The organism is Butyrivibrio fibrisolvens (assembly GCF_023206215.1).
GTDB classification, from domain to species: domain Bacteria; phylum Bacillota; class Clostridia; order Lachnospirales; family Lachnospiraceae; genus Butyrivibrio; species Butyrivibrio fibrisolvens_C.
The window spans coordinates 1,969,948-1,988,541 of sequence record NZ_CP065800.1 but is presented as its reverse complement, the minus strand read 5'-3'; the positions used below and the strand labels follow the sequence as shown (position 1 = coordinate 1,988,541).

The following is an 18,594-nucleotide window of genomic DNA, read 5'->3' as shown; positions in this document are numbered from 1 at the left end:
AATCTTACTTCATAAAATAATCAATTGCTTTGTTCATCTTGTCTACAGACTCGGTATCATTTTGAGCTACCGCTTCTACTATGCAGTGATCAAGGTGCTCTTTGAGTAGTGCCTTGCCTGCATTATTGATCTCTGATTTAACTGCTGCTATCTGAACTAGAACATCAGCACAGTCTTCACCATTTTCAAGCATACGCTTGATGGATTCCATATGACCGATTGATTTGGAGATACGATTTATGATCTTTTTCATCTCCTTGGGGTCATGGGTATGTGAATGAGAGTGATGAGTATGAGTATGAGCATGATCATGGCCTTCATGTGTATTATTGTCATGAGCATGCACATGATCATGGTCTTCATGCGTATGGGTATACTCATGACCATTTTCATCTATATGCGTATGAGTTTTAATATCATCTCTTTTTTTCATCCTAACCTCTTCTTCGAAACTCTCACATCTACGTTCCACTCCGGTCGGCGCAAAGCAGACATCCCCGGATGTCTTGCACCCTCAAACATTCGCAAATCCGCACTACGTGCTACTTTGCTCATGTTTGGCGGGTCATAAATTCATATTCGATTTTGAGCAAGCTCGAATCGAAATGACTTTTGACCCTTACGTCATATTATAAGATTTGAGCACTTGCGCCGCAAGCTCAACCTTCCCGTTCACGGCGTGTAACATACCAAACCTGCGGGGCCGCTCATTTTGCCATCAACATGAAGTCATAAAACAAAAGCTGGTAAAACTTTACAGTCTTACCAGCTGCTCATACACATTGTCAAATTTAAGATCATATCCTGACTCAAATAGCCAGCGATCAATATGACTTTTGACTAAATTGTCATATTCTGTTATCAGCTCACTCTACCTTATCAACAGTTCCGTCTTTCTTAACGATCTCAACTGTGCATCCAAATCCGAATGCTGCGATAGCGCCTGCGATGAATGCCCACGGTGCTGCTGCCACACCTACAACGCCCCCGATAATTCCTACGTTGACAGGTAAGCTAAGGAGCACTTCATCCTTGCGGCGGATCTGAACTTTTGTAACATTGCCCTCTTCAACCCTGGCTTTGATCTTATCGATGATGTCCTGAACCTCAGTATTATCTTTCTCAGGAGTCAGATACTTGATAGCATCTTCAGGATTACCATCTGTCTCTTCAAGTGCCTTCTTTGCAGTCTTAAAATCTACGCCTGTAGCGTCAATTACCTTTTCTACTGCTTCAACTGTGATATCCATAATTTTATCTCCTTTCGTGGCCAATAAATTTTTCCATTGAAAATAAATAAGAAACATCTCCGGTCAGATCAGATACCGGATCATAAGCTTTGTGGCAACCACCGTCATCTGCGGCAGTCACTTCGTGCTTACAAGATAATTCTAACATTATTTTTCTAATAAAAAAGTGCAAAATCAGCGAATTAAGCAGGTTAATTTGCCATGCCAGTTCTAGTGTACTGACTCGTTCATATTTAATCAAATATGAATGAGCCAGCACACTAGTATACTCTCTGATCGATTATATCTTGTGACAGTATAGTTACCTTGTATGTATTTCCATCTATTCTTGTGGAATATACCGTTCTGTCCGCCGAGAACTGACTTTCAAGAACATAGCTTTCTTTTTGCAGATAGGTATTGTTTTCAAGGCAGGCGATAGTCTGTGTCAGGACAGGCCCGTACAAAGGGTTGCACTCTGTATCAACTGCTATCGTCCCATCGAGTGTAAGCTCCAGGCCCTCTCTTGTTGAGTCAAAAGAGATGATCATCACATCACCATTCTCAATATCACTTCCTATCTTGTAGCCGGCATCAGTCAATGCCTCTATAGCGCCGTAGGCCTCATTGTCATTCTCACAGTAGACTATGTCTATCTTGTAGCCATACTCTTCTATCATCTGCTCCATGACTTCCCGGCCTTTTGCTTTGACAAAATCTCCGCTTTCTGCTGCAAGCAAAGTCCAGTTATCATGGGTATCCACAGCATCTTCAAGTGCCTTACTCCTGCCTATCTGAGCAGACGCTCCAAGCGTTCCCTGAATATCTATTATGCCAATCTCACTTTCAATATTTTTTTTAGAAAGAAAGGCATCAAGCCATGCACAGGCTCTTGCTCCTTCAAGATAGAAATCAGCTCCGACCCAGGCGGTATATAATGAATCATCCTCTACGCTTACTCTTCTATCGACGATTATAACCGGAATCCCTGCTTCCTTAGCTTCAAGAAGGGCGCCTTCCCAACCGGTCTCAACGATAGGATCAAGGATTATATAATCAACATCCTGATCTATGAATTCTCTGATTGCTTTGAACTGATTCTCCTGTTTCTGCTGGGCGTCATCATATATGAGATTGTAGCCATTTTCTGCTGTAAATGCCGATACCACAGAATTGGTGCAGGCAAGCCTCCAGTCAGACTCGGCTCCTATCTGTGAAAAACCAACTGTGATGGTATCTCCTGTATTGACATATATCCCGGCTTCATCCAATGATTCCGACTCTGCTACATCATTAAAAGAAGTATCCGAAGCATTGGAGTCAGCTTCAGTTTCATTGACCATCTGTCCGTAATCCTGAAGATATGAACTGTTTTGATCCATACAGCCGCATATACATATTGATTGAATACTTATTATAGATAAAATAGATATAATCCTGCCAAGTCTTTTTTGCATATGTTGCGTAGCTCAAGCCCCTTCTCTGTCGATATTGAATTTAGTGTATTACATTTTGATCAAATCACTTGTCTGTGAATCTATCTACATCTTTATATAAATCTTGACAATCTTGCATACTGATATATATCAGATTTAATTTTATCATAGATACCCTCAAGTCGCGAGTAAAGCAAGTGCCTAATGGTTCAAATTGATGGAACTAACGTCTTCGATTTGGATTTGAAAACGCTTCATTTTCAAACTTATACCATTACGATACAATACCCCCGGCCACATAGCCGGGGGTTCATCATTACTTTGCTTTTCTTGTTCTAAGAGTTGCAGCTATGCTCTGAATTACGATGAATAGGAACAGAAGCGCTGCTGTAAGGATATTGGGCCAGGAGCTTGCAAGCTTACCATTGGTCTTAACTATTGAAGAGATCGTTCCATTTATAAGTACTCCGAAGAATGAACCTATAACGTTGCCAACACCTCCAGTCAGGAGTGTTCCACCTATGACCGCTGATGATATGGCATCCATCTCAAGTCCCAAAGCCTGCTGTACAGAACCTGACATAGTATTAAGACAGAAGCATATGCCTCCAATCGAGCACAAAAATGATGACAATATATAAGTCTTCATCTTGATAAGCTTGACATTAAGACCCATCATCGCGGCAGACTGTGCATTGCCGCCTACTGCGTACAAGCTTCTTCCAAATCTTGTATACCTTAGCATAAGGAATATCAGGATCAATACGCACAAAGCTATGATAACACCTACTCTCACATATGGAGCCATATACACTCCCTTACCATTGACATATCCTCCAAAGGGGAGCTTGATCTTGATGTTGGCTATATCATAGAACGCCTTGTTCATATCCTGTGTTATAGATACCTGCTCAGTACATATAACTGCAGTCATACCTCTGGTAAAAAACATACCGGCCATAGTTACTATAAATGGCTGTATCTCAAGGTATCCTATCAGATATCCCTGAACCGCGCCAAATATAAGTCCTATCACAAGTACCAGAACTATCATGGGAAATGCTCCGATTCCATTGCGCATACCTGTTGCAAGGAGCATACAGTCCATAGCTATAAGTCCGCCGACTGAGATATCAATTCCAGCTGTCAGCATGACACAGGTAAGCCCGCATGCTACGCAGATAAGTCCTGCATTAGTAATAAGGATATTCAAAAAAGTCTGAAGATGGGTAAAACCTTTACTTCCATATGCTATGCAGCCGCCTGCATACAATACTATAAATAGTATTATTGTTATTATCAGTAGGATGGTATGACTGTTTAGTGTCTTCTTTTTACTTTCTGTCTGCTTGCTCATACTCTAGCCACCTCCTTTGCTGCATTTCTTTTTCTAAGATATGCCTTGATAGGTGGTGACTGGATTGCAACTATTATGATAACGATGATTGCCTTAAATACAGGAGCCTGATCTGTTGATACGCCCAGAGCATACAGGGTTGTAGTTATAGCCTGGATCGTATATGCACCTACTATAGAACCTGCCAGTGAGAACTTACCGCCTCCAAGAGAGTTGCCGCCAAGTGCAACTGCAAGGATTGCATCCATCTCCAGATACAAGCCTATGTTATTGGAGTCCGCAGAAGTGATCCTGGATGAATTCACGATTCCTGCAATTCCTGCAAAAAGGCCGCAGATAACATATGTAAGGAAGATGATACGTCTTGAATTAAGTCCTGCTATGCGGCTTGCCTTTGAATTAATACCAACAGACTGAATATAAAGACCAAGGGCTGTTTTCTTAAGGACAATAGCCAGGATACATACACATACAGCTGTAATAATAACAGGTGTAGGAATCGGACCAAGAAAACTTCCGAATATACCATAAGAACCATTTCTTATATAAACGATAAGGTCGTTACATAGAAGTAGTCCTATAGCTCTTGCAGCAGAATACAGGATAAGCGTCGCAACCATCGGCTGTATATGAAGGTAAGCTACAAGGAAGCCGTTGAAGCATCCGCATACGCATCCCATCAAAAGACCGCCAAGGATTCCCACAAAGAGCGGAACTGCAAGCTCGGTGGTAGATGATACGCCGTAGCCTGCAAGGAGCATACAGCAAAATGATGCTGAAAGGCTCATTACAGAACCTACCGAGATATCAGTTCCCGCCGAGCTGGACACAACCAGCGTCATCCCTAGTGCCAGTATTGCAGCTTCGCTTCCCCTGTTTAGAATATCGATAATTCGACCATACAGAATCGTTCCGTTACTGGTCGTATTCTGAAGCTTTATTACAAAAAATCCCAACGGATTAGAACCAACAGCTGCGTCATGGATTATATTAACAGCCATTACCAGTATAAGTGCGACTATAGGAAGAAAAAGAGGTGATCGCCTTATTTTGGCAAAGAATGAATCTTTGCTTTTTTTCTCATTACTCATTTTCCTTACCTCCCGCAATGACTTTCATAACGTGATCTTCGGTCAGATCATCGTCTATCTCCCCGACTTTGGCCCCGTCTCTCATGATGACCATACGACTACAGGTTCTTATCATCTCTGATATCTCAGATGATATGAACATGATGCTCTTGCCCTCTTCTGCAAGCTTAAGCACAAGCTTCTGGATCTCTGTCTTGGTTCCTACATCAATACCTCTTGTAGGCTCGTCCAGGATCAGAAAATCAGGATCTGTCGCAAGCCATCTGGCAAGTATGACTTTCTGCTGATTACCACCTGAGAGCTGCTTGACAAGTGTATCCCTGCTTGGAGTCTTGATAGACAGGATATCGATATACTTATCTGCTATCGCATTTTGCTCAGAAGCTGACAGAAGCTTAAACATTCCGTTCTTGGCCTGAAGAGCAAGGATGATATTGTCTTTGACAGACATATCAGCTATGATACCTTCTGCTTTTCTGTCATCAGGAAGAAGTCCCATTCCCTTGTTCATAGCATCTATAGGCTGAGCTATCTTAACTTCCTGCCCCTTAACTTTAAGTGTTCCGGTATTGGCCTTATCAGCTCCGTATATGGTCCTTACAAGCTCACTACGGCCAGAACCCAGAAGTCCCCCAACTCCTACGACTTCGCCCTTGTGAACATCAAGGTCAAATGGCTTAACGGTACCGATATGACTAAGGCCTCTTGCACTTATAACAACTTCGTCATTTATCTTTTTGGATGTATCTGATTTAATCTTGGCAAGATCATCGAAATCCTTGCCCATCATAGCAGCTACAAGCTTAAGTCTTGGCAGATCTTCAACTTTGTACTCACCAACAAGTCTTCCGTTTCTAAGAACCGTGATCCTGTCACAGACAGCATATACCTGCTCTAAGAAATGTGTTACGAATATAATTCCAACGCCTTTATTTTTCAGCATTCTCATTAGACCAAAGAGCTTCTCAACCTCTTCATCGTCAAGAGATGATGTAGGCTCATCGAGGATGAGGACCTTACATTCCATATCGACAGCTCTTGCTATAGCGACCATCTGCTGAATTGCCAGCGAGTAATTTTCCAGGTTCTGAGTTACATCAACAGCTATTCCAAGGTCATCCATGAGCATTGCAGCTCTTTTGTAATAGGAACGTCTGTCGACAGTATGCAATTTGGTAAGTGGTTCTCTTCCAATAAAAAGATTCTCTGCTACAGAAAGATTGGGGCAGAGATTAACTTCCTGGTATACAGTTGATATACCTACTTCTTGTGCATCTTTTGTAGAATGATTACGTACCGGGCCTTGTATCCCGTCTATATGTATCTCACCGGCTTCAAAGTCATTGATACCTGTAAGGCATTTGATAAGCGTAGACTTGCCGGCTCCGTTCTCTCCCATCAGCGCGTGAATCTCTCCCTTTCGAAGAGTGAAATCTACGTCTTCGAGAGCCTTGACACCGGGGAAAGTCATACTGATTCCTCTGGCTGTCAGAACAACACTTTCTTCCATTCGCGCCTCCCTTGATCATAAACATCTTTTTGTAACAATGGCCAGGACCCGACAAGATCCTGGCCATTATTAGTATGTATTCTTTTAAAAGGATTTCTTAATCTTTTAATAAACTGTCTGTGGAAAAAATATTCCGTTTTTTAATTAATACTGAGCTTCGATAACAGCATCTGTAACTTCTGTCATCTCCTGAGCTTCGCCGTTGATTGAGAACTCAACGATAGCATCAGGAAGTGCATACCAGTGCTCAGGCATGTAAACTTCTGCTTCAGGTGTTCCGCCGTTTTTAAGAGTCTGGATAACTTCTTCTACTGTAGGAGCTGCAAGAGGGTTACACTCGAAATCTGCTGTGATCTTACGAGCCTTAACTTCCTCAAGACCTGCTGTACATGCGTCAAAAGAGATAAGGATAACATCGCCGTCAGGACCATATGTAACACCTGCATTGTCCATAGCTGTCATAGCGCCGAATGCCTCGTTATCATTCTGGCATACAACTACGTTGAACTTGCCTTCGTAGCTCTTGCAGTATGATTCCATAACTTCCTGTCCGCCGTCTTCTGTGAAGTCACCTGTCTGCTCATCAAGGATTGTCCATCCATACTTGTCAGCAACTTCCTTGAATCCGTCAGAACGTCCGATCTGTGCGGATGCGCCTGTTGTACCGGAGATAACGAGTGCGTTGATCTCTGAGATACCGTTAGCATCTGCGTATGCTTTGAGCCACTCACCAGCTGCAAGACCTTCCTGCTTGAAGTCAGATCCAACCCATGCTGCATACTTGTCAGAATCATCAATTGTACGGTCGATTACGATTACAGGGATTCCTGCATCTTCACATTCTGTAAGGACTGTATCCCAACCTGTAGATACGATAGGATCGATGATGATGTAATCAACGTCCTGCTCGATGAAAGATCTAACTGCTTCAAGCTGAGCTGCAGAATCGTTATCGCAGTCTACAAAGCTCAGGTTATAGCCATTAGCTTCTGAGAATACATCCTGGCAGGATTTGGTAGAAGCTGTACGCCAGTCAGACTCATGTCCAACCTGTGCAAAACCGATATTGATCAGTTCCCCATCTGAAGCCTCGGTATTTTCAGCTACTTCCTTCTCAGCCTCTTCTACATCAGTCGCTGTATCAGTACTGTTATCAGCAGCTTCTTCCTGGCCAGCGTCACCTGCAGGCTCTTGTGTAGTTTCTGCGCCGCCTGATGAACAGCCTGCCAGAAGACTTACAACCATTGCAGAAGACATTAATGCTCCAAGTACTCTCTTTTTCATTTGAACCCTCCTTTGGACCCTATCAGGGAAAAGAAAAAATGCCATCTGATAATCGCATTTTCTTTTATCTTGAATAGGGATCTGATAATTGTTGGTCTGTAACTGTTACCAATTGTATTGTATGAAGGGCGAGGTTTCGATACATTTTTTTCGCTTTTTAGTTATATTTTTTATTAACTTTTAAAAAGTTTGTTTTTTTACGGAAAAAATTTTGATTTTTTATTATGACAGATGTCATCAGATCCATCTGAAAGTCGTGAATTTCGCATTATTGCGCTTCCTTAGGGAACAATATTTTCACTATAGTTCCTTTGCCATATTCGCTTTCAATCTTCAGGCCATATTTATCACCATAGTTAAGGCGCATACGTTCGCCGACATTGGCCATTCCAAAGCCTGCATTATCCTCTCTCGCTTTCTCAAGGCCGTCTGCAAGACGCTGAAGATGAAGGGTGTCTTCCGGGCTCATACCCTTTCCATCATCTTCTACATCTATCTCAAGGTCGCTGTCGTGATAGTGCATGGATATCCTGATAGTTCCGCCGCCGCGTTTATTTTTGATCCCATGATACAGCGCATTCTCAACTACAGGCTGAAGTGTCATCTTGATGATCCTGTATTCAAGAAACTCCTGCGGTATATCAATTTCATAGTTCAATATGTCACGATATCTGAATCTCTGAATCTGCAGGTACGACTCTATGTGTGATATCTCCTGCCTGATAGTTATATAATCAAGTCCTCCGGACAAAGTAGTCCTAAAGAACCTTGAAAGAGACGTAACTATACCTGTTACATCGTCCTTGCGACCGCCCTCAGACAGCCATACTATATTGTCCAAAGTGTTGTACAAAAAATGCGGATTGATCTGGGACTGAAGGAGCTTTAATTCGAGGTTCCTTGAATTGATCTGCTCGCTCTTGACTTCGCCGACCAGTATGTCAACTTCATGAGTTATAGCTGAGGACAGATATATTACTAATAGAAGTACAAATATGAAAAAGATAATAAAGAACATACCAATAAAACGTATCACTCTGATACGCTCAGCATCCATTGCAGCCCTTATAACTTCCATGCTGCCTGCTTCATAATAGATGTATTCGGAGATTCTTTCTTGTATAAGCTCAGTGATTACGCGGATATCATTATCAAGAGCGCTCATGTTGACATCATATGACCCGCCTTCGATTATATTGTTATTGATATCATTACACCTGTCATCTAGTGTAGATAGGAGTTTAAGGACACTTTCCGCTATTTTTCTGGCATTGGGAGAGGTTGAACATGTCAGGAGGCTATCAAAACTCTGTCTGACACTGCTTGTCATATCATCCGGGTTGATCAGTCCGAGTTCTTCATTTATATGGTCTTTGGTAATTGATCTTGCTACCATCTGGTAGAGGACCGCATCGTACTTTTCCCTGAATTCAAGGTTGTACTGATTGGCAATCGCAACATTGGATACGACAAGATTATAAGAATTACCAAATCGATAGAGATTATATAATAAGAATACAGTGATCAATGTAAAGGGGATTAACATGACCATAACCATAACAGTCAGCTTTTTGCCCACAGAAAGACCACTGATTATATTCGCCTTCTGATCTTTAGCCATATGTGCCTCTATATCATTTGTAGTTTATTATACTTTATCCCGATACTGTCTGGGTGTGATGTTCTGCGTCTTCTTAAAGATATAACTGAAATAGTGCGGGTCTCTATAGCCAATTTTGTAGCCGATCTCCTGCGCTTTCAGATCTGTGGTTTCAAGGAGTTCTTTGGCTTTGTCCATTCGAACTCTTGTGAGAAATTCTATGAAGGTTTCTCCGGTTTCTTTCTTAAAGACAGAGCTGAAGTGGTTGGGACTTATATTGACGCTGGCAGCTACCTGATTAAGCGATATATCCTCGTCGCTGTAATGATCATAGATATAGCTTCTTGCGCTGTTTATCAACGAACTGTATCTTGAATCACATACCTTATCTCTCATCTCCAAGGCTTTGGAGAGTATATCGTGTATATAGTCTTTGGTCTTATCGGTATCTCCCTGTGAAGACTGCCCATCACCGATATTGCCAAGCTTTTCTGTTATCTCATCTCTTGAATAGCCTATAGATTCAAGGAATGAAACCACTGTAAAATACAGATCAACACTTATATATTGTCTGAATATAAGTGATTGAAAGTTGCCTTTTCCTGTATTGTCAACAAAGTCTTCTACAAAATGCAGAAGTTCTTCACTGCTTCCATTGTTTAGAAAACTTGTGACAATGCGTCTGTCAAGCTTGCCTATATCTATTTCATCCATATTTATAGGGGCAGACTCTGCAGCCTGATCTGTATTACGGTGGCCGTCAAAGACCCTGCTGGAATCATACAGGAATCTATGAGCGAAAGCTTTACTTGCAGACTCATAGCTTCTGCCCACTTCTCTGATCCTGTCTACAACACAGCCTGTGCCGGCATAATAGTTGATCCCCGACTTATCAGACATCATATCTTCAAGGTCGCCTAGAAGTCCATCCATACTATCAGCTGTCTCTTGCCTATCTCTTCCGAGGACAAGAAATACAAAAACTCCGCCAAGCTGCTCATAAACCTGTATGCCTTCTTTAGAATTGTACTTATCCCTGATAACAGAGGTGATCTTCTCGATGCTTTCACTATAGCTTTCTGTTATCTGCCCTTCGCCTCTGCTTTCATCACTTACTTTGATCTGGAACATAACGATGCCATAAGCTCCGGCAGCAAGATTTATGCCAAGTGCCTTGCCCTTATTCAGGATTTCAGGCATAGAAAGAGCTCCCGCAACAAGCTGCCTGAAAAGTACACGCTTTTCAAGGATGCGGTTTTCTTCACGTTCTTTTTTATACCTTTCCATAAATCTAAGCTGATCCTGCTCAGCTTTTATACCATCAGAAACCTTGCCGATGGCTTCTAGAAGCTGGGCGCCTGAAATAGGCTTTAGAAGGTAATCTGTAACACCTATGCTGATCGCTTCACGAGCATATTGAAAGTCATCATAACCACTTAAGATTATGATCCTTGTAGAGGGCAATTCCTTTTTGATAAGGCGGCTAAGTTCCAGGCCGTCCATAAATGGCATCCTTATATCTGTTATGACTATATCTGGCTTTAGATCCCTTATCATGGGATATGCAAGCTCTCCATCACCTGCTTCTCCGACGAACTTATAGCCCTCGGCAGACCAGTTAATGTTGCTCCTTATGCCCTCCCTCATAACAATTTCATCTTCTACCAAAAATACGCTGATCATGTAAAACTCCCCCAAAGCTCCCCTTTAGCTTATCGTTATCGTTTTTTCACTTGTAAAGCTCAGCCCCTGACAGAGACGATTGCACGGGCAGTTAATAAAGTCTTTTCGCATTCTTGAACGTGTTATAATTCAAGGCATGATATCTGCAGCTTTATATTCCGGGGTCCGAAACTCGCTTCGCTCAAACATGCGGACCCCAGGCAGAATATAAAGCTGCATCTATCACACTCTTGAATGTAATAACACGTTCAATAGAATGCGAAAAGACTTTATTAACTGCCCATGCAATCGCTCTCTGCCAGGGGCTGAGCTTTACAAGTGGAAAGATTTTGATAATATAAATCTTTATAGTTAAATTTAATCTTCAAGTAGCTCCATAACCTTTATGACTACTTCTGCTTTCTCGCAGCCTTGATCTGCTGCTTTATGGAGCCAGAACATACTTTCTTTCTGGCCTTCTTCTGTTTCAAGGCTATCATAGTACTGGGCCAGTCTGTAGGATGAAAGCCATAATCCCTTTTCAGAACAGCTTTTTAATATAGATAATCCCTTTTCCAGATCCTTGGCTGTGCCCCAGCCGTTCATATATAGGTCTGCAATCTCATTTTGGGCAAATATATCTCCTGAATCGGCAAGGTCTTTGATCTTATCAAATAAATCATTTATAGCCGCTGTAAATTCATGGGATTCTGGTTCAAAAGCATAGGCTGTATTGAGCCTTGCAAGTAAATCTCCGGCTTCGGCTCCTTTAGAAAGCAGCTTACCTGCCAGGACATCATCCGGAAAATCGATATCGCCAAGGCCCAGGGCATAATAGAGCGCAAGAAAGTACATCGCTCTCCCATCACCTTGCTGCGCCAGAGAAAGAAATATATTAAAAGCCTCTTTTAAGTTGCCTTTCATAAACATCTCTTCTGCGTTTGTCATATCCAAATTCTACCACATTCTTAATAGGCCTGCCATAAAATGTGTTATACCATGTTTGATGGAAATATAAGGGTGTGTTAGGTAGGTAGAATCATGCCTACCTAGCACGTAGAAGTTTTATAGAATTGTCTTACAAAGCTTTGGCAACAGAATTTGCCTCAGCTACCTCAGAAAGATTATAGGTTTTAGATTCATCTGTTGGACGGAAGTTGTAATGGATCTCCATAGAGATGTTCCTGTCTCCGTCCTCTGTAATTTCTTCATGAACAACGATCTGCTTAACCAGACGGTTAAGGGTGTCAGCATCAAGCTCGGTAATATCTGCATAGTCCTTGATAAGGTCTATCCATTTTCTTGCATTACCGCTCTCACTGTCGTTTGTAGAAAGGCGTTTCTCGTCTGCTGCAATCTGCTTTTCAAGATCTTCGGTCTCTGTCTTGGTCTTTTCAATCATGGATCCGAAAATACTCTCGGATATATTACCTGAAAGAAGATCCTCATACAACTTAGATGTCATGCGGTCTAAGGTCTCGATCCTGCTCTTAGCCTTGGCGATATTGCGCTCCAACAGTTCTTTCTGTTCTTCACGCTCCTGCTCATAGGCATCTGCAAGGCTTCTTGCTACCTCTTCTGCATCAACTGTCTGCTTTGCAAGGCTCTTGATCTCGTCAAAAACAATGTTGTAAAGAGTATCATACTCAACACGGTGCTGTGTACAGTGGTTCTTGCCATGTCTGTTGTAGGTCACACATGCATATATATCCTGCGGATATTTTGCATTGGTCTTGCGGATTGTGAGAGCCTTCCCACATTCTCCACACTTGATAAGTCCTGCAAACAGTAAATACGTACCATCACCACGGCTGCATTTCCTTGACTCGATCTTCTGTTGGATAATATCAAAAGAGTCCTGATCCACAATAGGCTCATGGGTATTCTCAACAATAATCCATTCCTCTGGCTTTTTCTCGTTAATTACCCCGACTTTGAACTTATAGTTCTTTTTCTGTGATGCTACTGCACCATAGTAAACAGGTTTTATTAACATATCGCCAATTACCGAGTCATCCCATACATACTTGCCGTTCTTAGGATCCTGGATCTCCCACTTCGTAAAGTGGTTACGGAAACCACGCTTTCTGTTCCACCATGTGGGGCAAAGTACTTTGTTAGTTTCAAGTCTACGCTTGATATAAGCTGTTCCATGCCCATCCAATGCCCAATCAAATATCTGCCTGACATAGGGAGCTGTTTCCTCATCAATCACAAGATGGTAGGTGTCCTCTGGATCTTTTAGATATCCGAAGGGCGGTACAACACCTGTGTATCTGCCTTTTTCAGCCTGATTCATATATGATGAGTGAACCTTCTTGGAAATATCCTTGGAGTACTGGGAATTGATAACCGCCTTGAACGGTGCATACTCGTACATGGTATCAATGTTATCGTTGATAGCAACATAGCGGCAATTATGCTTCGGAAACCATATCTCACGCAGTTTCTCAGTGAAAAGATTATCTCTTCCCAAACGGCTGTAGTCCTTGGTGACAACAACATTTATTCTTTTGTCCTCGATGTCCTTCAAAAGTCTCTGAAGATCCGGTCTATTCGAAGTTGTGCCTGAATAGCCATCATCAGTATAAACGTCCTCTACTTGCCATCCTTTCTTGCAGAACCCCTCTATGATCTCACGCTGATGGGATATACTCTGGCTCTCTCCCTCTCGGATATCATCATCCTCTTTGGAAAGCCTGCAATACACTCCCACTCTGTAAGTTGGTGCAAGGAGTTCCTCCATTTGTTCATTCGACATTCTCATACTCATTTACCCGCATAATCCAGATAGACTCGGATAAATTATTTCCTAAGTATTATCTTGATTATAGTTCTTTCCCTCTAGAATCTCTATATCGTTATCTATTTTTCTTCTTACCTTTGCTGCAATAGCGTCATTGAGGACTTCCTTGGCAGTCCTCGTGCCATCATAAAAAACCGTCACTTTAAAACTTGTCTTACACATGGAAATACCTTCTAACGTAAAAGAAATAAACAGTATGTTCTACTGTTCTTATCAGATTATCGTGTTATCAAGGCACAAAAAAAGCAGCAGACCGTTTTATTGATCTACTGCTCTATGCGCATTTAGCAATTATTTTATTTTTTTGAGCCTGTTGATAAGGTCATTTGCCATATCATTATCCTGTATCAATGTGATTCCGAAACACTTCTTACCGGCATCCTTTATTGAAGCACCGATGTGGTAAACGATCTTTCCATCAACAACAAGAAATCTGTCATGAAATGCATTAGTGTATTTCACTGTAAGATTTGGATATTGAGCATTGAAATTGGTTATATCTGTCTGGCTCAGCTTAGTCTTTGGAAAAGTATAAACATTGACGTTAACACCTTTCTTTTTCTTTGCCAGAATATTTAACGTCACAACATCAACATAGCCATCCACAAGATCAATTGTCTTACCAGCCTTCTTTATAAGCGAAACTATAAGGCTAAATGCATCATAAATCTGACCGTCATAGAAAATTTTCTGCTCTGATTCCGCATGATCCGCGATATACTCAAATACTTCATCAAGCTTCTCTTCGGTTTTCTTCTGAAACTCTAATTGCTTAAGTTCTACCGCACTTATCCTTTCAAAAAGCATAGCGTTATTTGCCATGAACCTTCGCATTTCAACAAATGCTTCCATGATTCGTATACTGACTTTAATTGCTACTTCACTATTCAAAACTGCTGAAAGCATAGCAATTCCCTGTTCTGTGAACACGTAAGGCAAATATCTACGTCCACCATACTCCTCACTTGAGGTCGCAAATTGCGACCTCAAGTTATCATATTCTTCTTTGGTCAGCTGAAAACAGAATGTCTCCGGAAATCTTTCAATATTCCTCTTAACACGCTCATTAAGACGCTTTGTCTCAATTTGATACATGTCTGCCAAATCGCTATCAAGCATTATCTGCTGATTCCTGACAGTATAGATCATGTTCTGAATGTCTGTGTTATTTTTCAGTTCAGTATTGTTGTTCTGAGTTGTAATAGCTGTATCTTTCTGTATTTTTGCCTTCTTAGCTGCCATCTAATGCATCTCCCAACTTTCATAAACTTGAGGTCGCAAATTGCGACCTCAAGTGGCTGCGACCTCAAGTCTATTAGACTATAACACAGTGAAAATACATTTACAATAATATAAAAAGCACAATCATCTTTCCTGATAACTGTGCTTTCTCTGTAGCTTGTGTGAGCGCTCCTGCTCTCTTTCCTTCTGCTTGACTTCATTCATATGCTCACGCTGTTCATTGTCACTGTTGTACCCAATGATTTCTGCATAAGCAAGATCATAGACTTCCCCGACCATTTTTTCCAAAATCGAATTCTGTCCATCAATGATCTTGTCTATTTCCTTTCGCCATGCATCAGGAGTAATCTTCTCACCCTTTGGAATCACCTTTCGGAATCTTTCATATTCCCTGGGCATGGCGTCCAGGGTTGTCCTGTTCTCCTTGTCAAACTTCAACCTGGCTAGACCTTTAAGGCTCTGGCTTTTGTTATAAACTTCCATGAAACCTTTATATCTCTCCCAAGCTGATATCTTGGCACTTAGAACGTCAACTTTCGCAGTACCCTTATCATGATCAGCCGCAAGTTTGTCATAGATTGTTCCGTGCTCATCAATATAGGACTGCAATTCATCAAAAGTGGTAATACCTTTTTTCTCCGCAAAGCCTTTCATGACATCCGGATCCTGAAGCTTTTCTCTATGAGAGACCTTCCTTAGATACTTACCGCTTATGATCGGTAGCTGCATGCGTCCATGACGTTTCACAACTTTATCAATAAGTTCAGTGATTTCATTTTTCACTGTTGCAGCCTGCCTCTTAGCAGTATCCTTGATAGAGTTAATTGTCGCTGACATGACATTGATATACTTGGCAACGCCTCTAAACTCCATGACCTTGCGGTTATAATCGCCACGCTCTGTATGGATGCCCTTATTTTCCAGTGCATTAGCTTCACTTCCAAGATGAATCGTAGGAAGGATATCAAGCCCAAGCTCTTTAAAAGACCTGTGCTCCCATTTCTCACCAACACCAATAGCCTCATTGGTCTGATTGATCAGGTCGCTAAGATTCTTTCTCCACTCCTTGGCTTTACTCTTGTCATCCCAATCGGTAACATGCTCCGTCTTGCATTTATAGTTCTTGCCCTGACGGATCTTGTTACCATGCTCATCAAGGATATAAACCTTACGCTGTTTGGGCAGCCATTTACCATATTCATCCATCGATCTCATAGTCATCAGACAATGGAAATGCAGATTTCGCTGTCCATGTTTATTGACTGAATCATGGATTGCCCAGTCACAACACATGCCTTTGGAAACAAAGTTCTCCATGACATATTTTCTGACAACTTCCACTGCAAGCTCATAAGTCCATTCATTTGGCAAAGAGGCTTTCATCATCCTGCAAAGCTGAAACACTCAGGGAAGTATTTGTGAACAACGCCACCCATCATATATTTGTGATGGTTCTCAATTTTCCTACGAGCATCGTTAGCTTTCTTCTCGGTAGTAAGCCTATGCTTAGCCTGCTCGAGATTCTTCTCGGCGTTCTCAACGCCCTTGTTGTTAGTTACAGTTGGATCTATCATTACAGATCACTCCTTTCCATGAATTTATTTTTTGTCCTGCAGAACAAAGAAAAAAGGACTATTCCGTTTGGAATAATCCTCTTTGCTTAACTCTCAGTTAAAACAGTAAAATAATATAAACTTTTTACTGATTAAGTAATTGTTCTTTTTTCTTATCGTACTCTTCTTGCGTGATAGCGCCAATGTCCAATAGTTCTTTGAATTTTTTTATCTCATCAGCAACAGAAAGTGTAGAAGTACTCTCCACATTTGTTTGTACATTTTTAGATAATGAATAGAATGTTTCCCTTTCCTCAGTAGTTTTTATTACAATTCCTTCATCAATCAACTTATTTACTGCTCTTGAAAGTTGCCCCATAGATAAGTATGATGTCCTACCGCCAAGACTCTTCAACTGCGATAACGTACTTTTACCATTTTCTTCTAATGTAACCTTTACTATTTCCCACTCTGGGACTATAAGGTATAATTTATCACTTCCTCTCTCTTCGATAAGAACGAGACCATCTTTTTTTAGTTGATTTAACAATGTTGCAACACGAGAGTTTCCTAACATTTTCACGATATTATCTTTTGTCAACAACTCATTTAACGTTATAGGAGCATTCTGTGCTAAAACATAATAAACACGACTTTTATCCCTTTCAAACAACTCAGTTGCCGTGTTCTCTTCCTCAATTGCCTCAGTATTATCCAATGCAGAAAAATATGTGGTTCCGTCTTCCCCTTTAAATTTTTTTATACGTCCTTCCTTTGCTAATAAATTAAGGTTAGCATTGACCATTTGATGAGAATATTCCCCATAACCTTTGATTTTAAAGAAAGAAGATGCTTTGCAATTCCCTATACCTGCTATATCTTTTAATATTTGTTCTCTACACTGTTCTGATAACCGACTAACATTCTGTCGATCTTGATCATTTTTCTCCTTTGCTATTTCTTTTTCTTTCATTATGGCCGTTTTCCCGCCATCAATTGCGACAAACGCTTCATCAACAGCAGCGTTAATGTCTCTTCTAAATTGACTATATAATTCTGCAACGTTGCTTCTTAGTCTTTCTGCCCGTTCTTCATTAAAGGTTCCCGTAATGTTTGCAGCAGCACCATGCTGATAACTTAACTGACGTTTTATTTCATTTGCATTCATTATGTCATAAAGCAAAGCTGACGCTACGCTGTTTGTTATCACACCAAAACCTAATCCACTCGCTTCACCAGATACATAATGCTTTTCAAAATAATCCGCTGCTATCCCCATAGATTTATTGTAATCATTCAATTCTTTCATGTATTTTGTATTAAAATCTTTACAAGGAATTGCTATTTCATTAAGAATCTCTTTTTGTTTAGTCTCAGGTTTTTTATCGATTACCGGTCCTAATCCGATAATAAAATAGCGCAAAATCAACTCGGGTCTAGTATTCATAGTAAGCCAATTTGCCAACTGACCATGCGCAATTGAAGCATTTTCCATCGTTGGAATATTTGAAACTGTCTCATGTTCCATATCTTGTCTTATTTGGTTAATTGCCTTTACTTCCGCTGCAGCATCGGCTGTTGTCGCATTACTGATTCCTCTCCTAAATGCACTTTCATATAATGCATCAAGATATCCCTTAGGCATAAAACGATAAATATATAGCCATCGTGGAAGCGCTTTATCAATTGCTGCCTGTACTCTACTTTCTGCTCCTAATCCTGCAATCCATTCAAACAGTCCCATTCTCATTGCCTCCTACATTTCTGCAAATATAAATAACTCCAAACCACACTAAATACTATTATTACTGTGCATAAATACTA

General features: G+C 41.0%; 17 protein-coding genes. All 17 read right to left on the bottom strand.

The window, feature by feature from the left end:
• Nucleotides 1–4 precede the first annotated feature (4 nt).
• Nucleotides 5–433 (bottom strand): metal-sensing transcriptional repressor, encoded by a 429-nt coding sequence (locus tag I7804_RS08155; RefSeq protein WP_248405885.1) that lies wholly within the window; start codon nucleotides 431–433, stop codon nucleotides 5–7.
• A 433-nt stretch (nucleotides 434–866) separates the two neighbouring features.
• Nucleotides 867–1,250, bottom strand: a complete 384-nt coding sequence (locus I7804_RS08150) for a DUF4342 domain-containing protein (RefSeq protein ID WP_027205119.1) — start codon at nucleotides 1,248–1,250, stop codon at nucleotides 867–869.
• A 4-nt stretch (nucleotides 1,251–1,254) separates the two neighbouring features.
• Nucleotides 1,255–1,491, bottom strand: coding sequence for a hypothetical protein (locus I7804_RS08145; protein WP_248405884.1), 237 nt, complete (start codon nucleotides 1,489–1,491; stop codon nucleotides 1,255–1,257).
• Between the two features lie 19 nt (nucleotides 1,492–1,510).
• Nucleotides 1,511–2,611 carry an ABC transporter substrate-binding protein gene (locus I7804_RS08140; RefSeq protein WP_248405883.1) on the bottom strand — a complete coding sequence of 367 codons (1,101 nt, stop codon included), beginning with the start codon at nucleotides 2,609–2,611 and terminating at the stop codon, nucleotides 1,511–1,513.
• A gap of 370 nt (nucleotides 2,612–2,981) precedes the next feature.
• Nucleotides 2,982–4,022, bottom strand: a complete 1,041-nt coding sequence (locus tag I7804_RS08135; protein WP_027205117.1) for an ABC transporter permease subunit — start codon at nucleotides 4,020–4,022, stop codon at nucleotides 2,982–2,984.
• Entirely contained in the window at nucleotides 4,019–5,113 is a 1,095-nt protein-coding gene (locus I7804_RS08130; protein WP_110073983.1) for an ABC transporter permease, read from the bottom strand. The genes I7804_RS08135 and I7804_RS08130 overlap by 4 nt, the downstream gene beginning before the upstream one ends.
• Nucleotides 5,106–6,623 (bottom strand): sugar ABC transporter ATP-binding protein, encoded by a 1,518-nt coding sequence (locus tag I7804_RS08125; RefSeq protein ID WP_022757431.1) that lies wholly within the window; start codon nucleotides 6,621–6,623, stop codon nucleotides 5,106–5,108. Before I7804_RS08125 ends, I7804_RS08130 begins: the two co-directional genes overlap by 8 nt.
• 144 nt (nucleotides 6,624–6,767) lie before the next feature.
• Nucleotides 6,768–7,907: an ABC transporter substrate-binding protein gene (locus I7804_RS08120; protein WP_248405882.1), complete on the bottom strand. Its 1,140-nt coding sequence runs from the start codon at nucleotides 7,905–7,907 to the stop codon at nucleotides 6,768–6,770.
• A gap of 268 nt (nucleotides 7,908–8,175) precedes the next feature.
• Entirely contained in the window at nucleotides 8,176–9,528 is a 1,353-nt protein-coding gene (locus tag I7804_RS08115) for a sensor histidine kinase (protein WP_022757429.1), read from the bottom strand.
• Nucleotides 9,529–9,555: 27 nt separating this feature from the next.
• On the bottom strand, nucleotides 9,556–11,190 hold the full coding sequence (locus I7804_RS08110; protein ID WP_027205552.1) for a response regulator transcription factor: 1,635 nt from the start codon (nucleotides 11,188–11,190) through the stop codon (nucleotides 9,556–9,558).
• 357 nt (nucleotides 11,191–11,547) lie between these two features.
• Nucleotides 11,548–12,093 (bottom strand): tetratricopeptide repeat protein, encoded by a 546-nt coding sequence (locus tag I7804_RS08105; RefSeq protein WP_248405881.1) that lies wholly within the window; start codon nucleotides 12,091–12,093, stop codon nucleotides 11,548–11,550.
• A gap of 154 nt (nucleotides 12,094–12,247) precedes the next feature.
• A complete protein-coding gene (locus I7804_RS08100; protein WP_420314863.1) occupies nucleotides 12,248–13,936 on the bottom strand; it encodes a recombinase family protein in 1,689 nt (562 codons plus the stop codon).
• A 45-nt stretch (nucleotides 13,937–13,981) separates the two neighbouring features.
• The gene (locus I7804_RS08095; RefSeq protein ID WP_248405879.1) at nucleotides 13,982–14,137 is read right to left on the bottom strand and encodes a hypothetical protein; all 156 of its coding nucleotides are present in this window, start codon (nucleotides 14,135–14,137) and stop codon (nucleotides 13,982–13,984) included.
• Between the two features lie 129 nt (nucleotides 14,138–14,266).
• On the bottom strand, nucleotides 14,267–15,217 hold the full coding sequence (locus tag I7804_RS08090; RefSeq protein ID WP_331477875.1) for an ORF6N domain-containing protein: 951 nt from the start codon (nucleotides 15,215–15,217) through the stop codon (nucleotides 14,267–14,269).
• 123 nt (nucleotides 15,218–15,340) lie between these two features.
• Nucleotides 15,341–16,588 carry a MobA/MobL family protein gene (locus I7804_RS08085; protein ID WP_248405878.1) on the bottom strand — a complete coding sequence of 416 codons (1,248 nt, stop codon included), beginning with the start codon at nucleotides 16,586–16,588 and terminating at the stop codon, nucleotides 15,341–15,343.
• A gap of 11 nt (nucleotides 16,589–16,599) precedes the next feature.
• Nucleotides 16,600–16,791, bottom strand: coding sequence for a hypothetical protein (locus I7804_RS08080; protein ID WP_248405877.1), 192 nt, complete (start codon nucleotides 16,789–16,791; stop codon nucleotides 16,600–16,602).
• A 124-nt stretch (nucleotides 16,792–16,915) separates the two neighbouring features.
• A complete protein-coding gene (locus I7804_RS08075) occupies nucleotides 16,916–18,514 on the bottom strand; it encodes an SHOCT domain-containing protein (protein ID WP_248405876.1) in 1,599 nt (532 codons plus the stop codon).
• Between the last annotated feature and the right edge of the window lie 80 nt (nucleotides 18,515–18,594).

Excerpts from the sequence above, each read along its gene's own strand:
- I7804_RS08115 (WP_022757429.1), bottom strand. The coding sequence starts at position 9,528 with ATGGCTAAAGATCAGAAGGCGAATATAATCAGTGGTCTTTCTGTGGGC.
- I7804_RS08110 (WP_027205552.1), bottom strand. The coding sequence starts at position 11,190 with ATGATCAGCGTATTTTTGGTAGAAGATGAAATTGTTATGAGGGAGGGC.
- I7804_RS08150 (WP_027205119.1), bottom strand. The coding sequence starts at position 1,250 with ATGGATATCACAGTTGAAGCAGTAGAAAAGGTAATTGACGCTACAGGC.
- I7804_RS08155 (WP_248405885.1), bottom strand. The coding sequence starts at position 433 with ATGAAAAAAAGAGATGATATTAAAACTCATACGCATATAGATGAAAAT.
- I7804_RS08095 (WP_248405879.1), bottom strand. The coding sequence starts at position 14,137 with ATGTGTAAGACAAGTTTTAAAGTGACGGTTTTTTATGATGGCACGAGG.
- I7804_RS08135 (WP_027205117.1), bottom strand. The coding sequence starts at position 4,022 with ATGAGCAAGCAGACAGAAAGTAAAAAGAAGACACTAAACAGTCATACC.
- I7804_RS08105 (WP_248405881.1), bottom strand. The coding sequence starts at position 12,093 with ATGAAAGGCAACTTAAAAGAGGCTTTTAATATATTTCTTTCTCTGGCG.
- I7804_RS08090 (WP_331477875.1), bottom strand. The coding sequence starts at position 15,217 with ATGGCAGCTAAGAAGGCAAAAATACAGAAAGATACAGCTATTACAACT.
- I7804_RS08075 (WP_248405876.1), bottom strand. The coding sequence starts at position 18,514 with ATGGGACTGTTTGAATGGATTGCAGGATTAGGAGCAGAAAGTAGAGTA.
- I7804_RS08130 (WP_110073983.1), bottom strand. The coding sequence starts at position 5,113 with ATGAGTAATGAGAAAAAAAGCAAAGATTCATTCTTTGCCAAAATAAGG.
- I7804_RS08100 (WP_420314863.1), bottom strand. The coding sequence starts at position 13,936 with ATGAGAATGTCGAATGAACAAATGGAGGAACTCCTTGCACCAACTTAC.
- I7804_RS08140 (WP_248405883.1), bottom strand. The coding sequence starts at position 2,611 with ATGGATCAAAACAGTTCATATCTTCAGGATTACGGACAGATGGTCAAT.
- I7804_RS08080 (WP_248405877.1), bottom strand. The coding sequence starts at position 16,791 with ATGATAGATCCAACTGTAACTAACAACAAGGGCGTTGAGAACGCCGAG.
- I7804_RS08125 (WP_022757431.1), bottom strand. The coding sequence starts at position 6,623 with ATGGAAGAAAGTGTTGTTCTGACAGCCAGAGGAATCAGTATGACTTTC.
- I7804_RS08120 (WP_248405882.1), bottom strand. The coding sequence starts at position 7,907 with ATGAAAAAGAGAGTACTTGGAGCATTAATGTCTTCTGCAATGGTTGTA.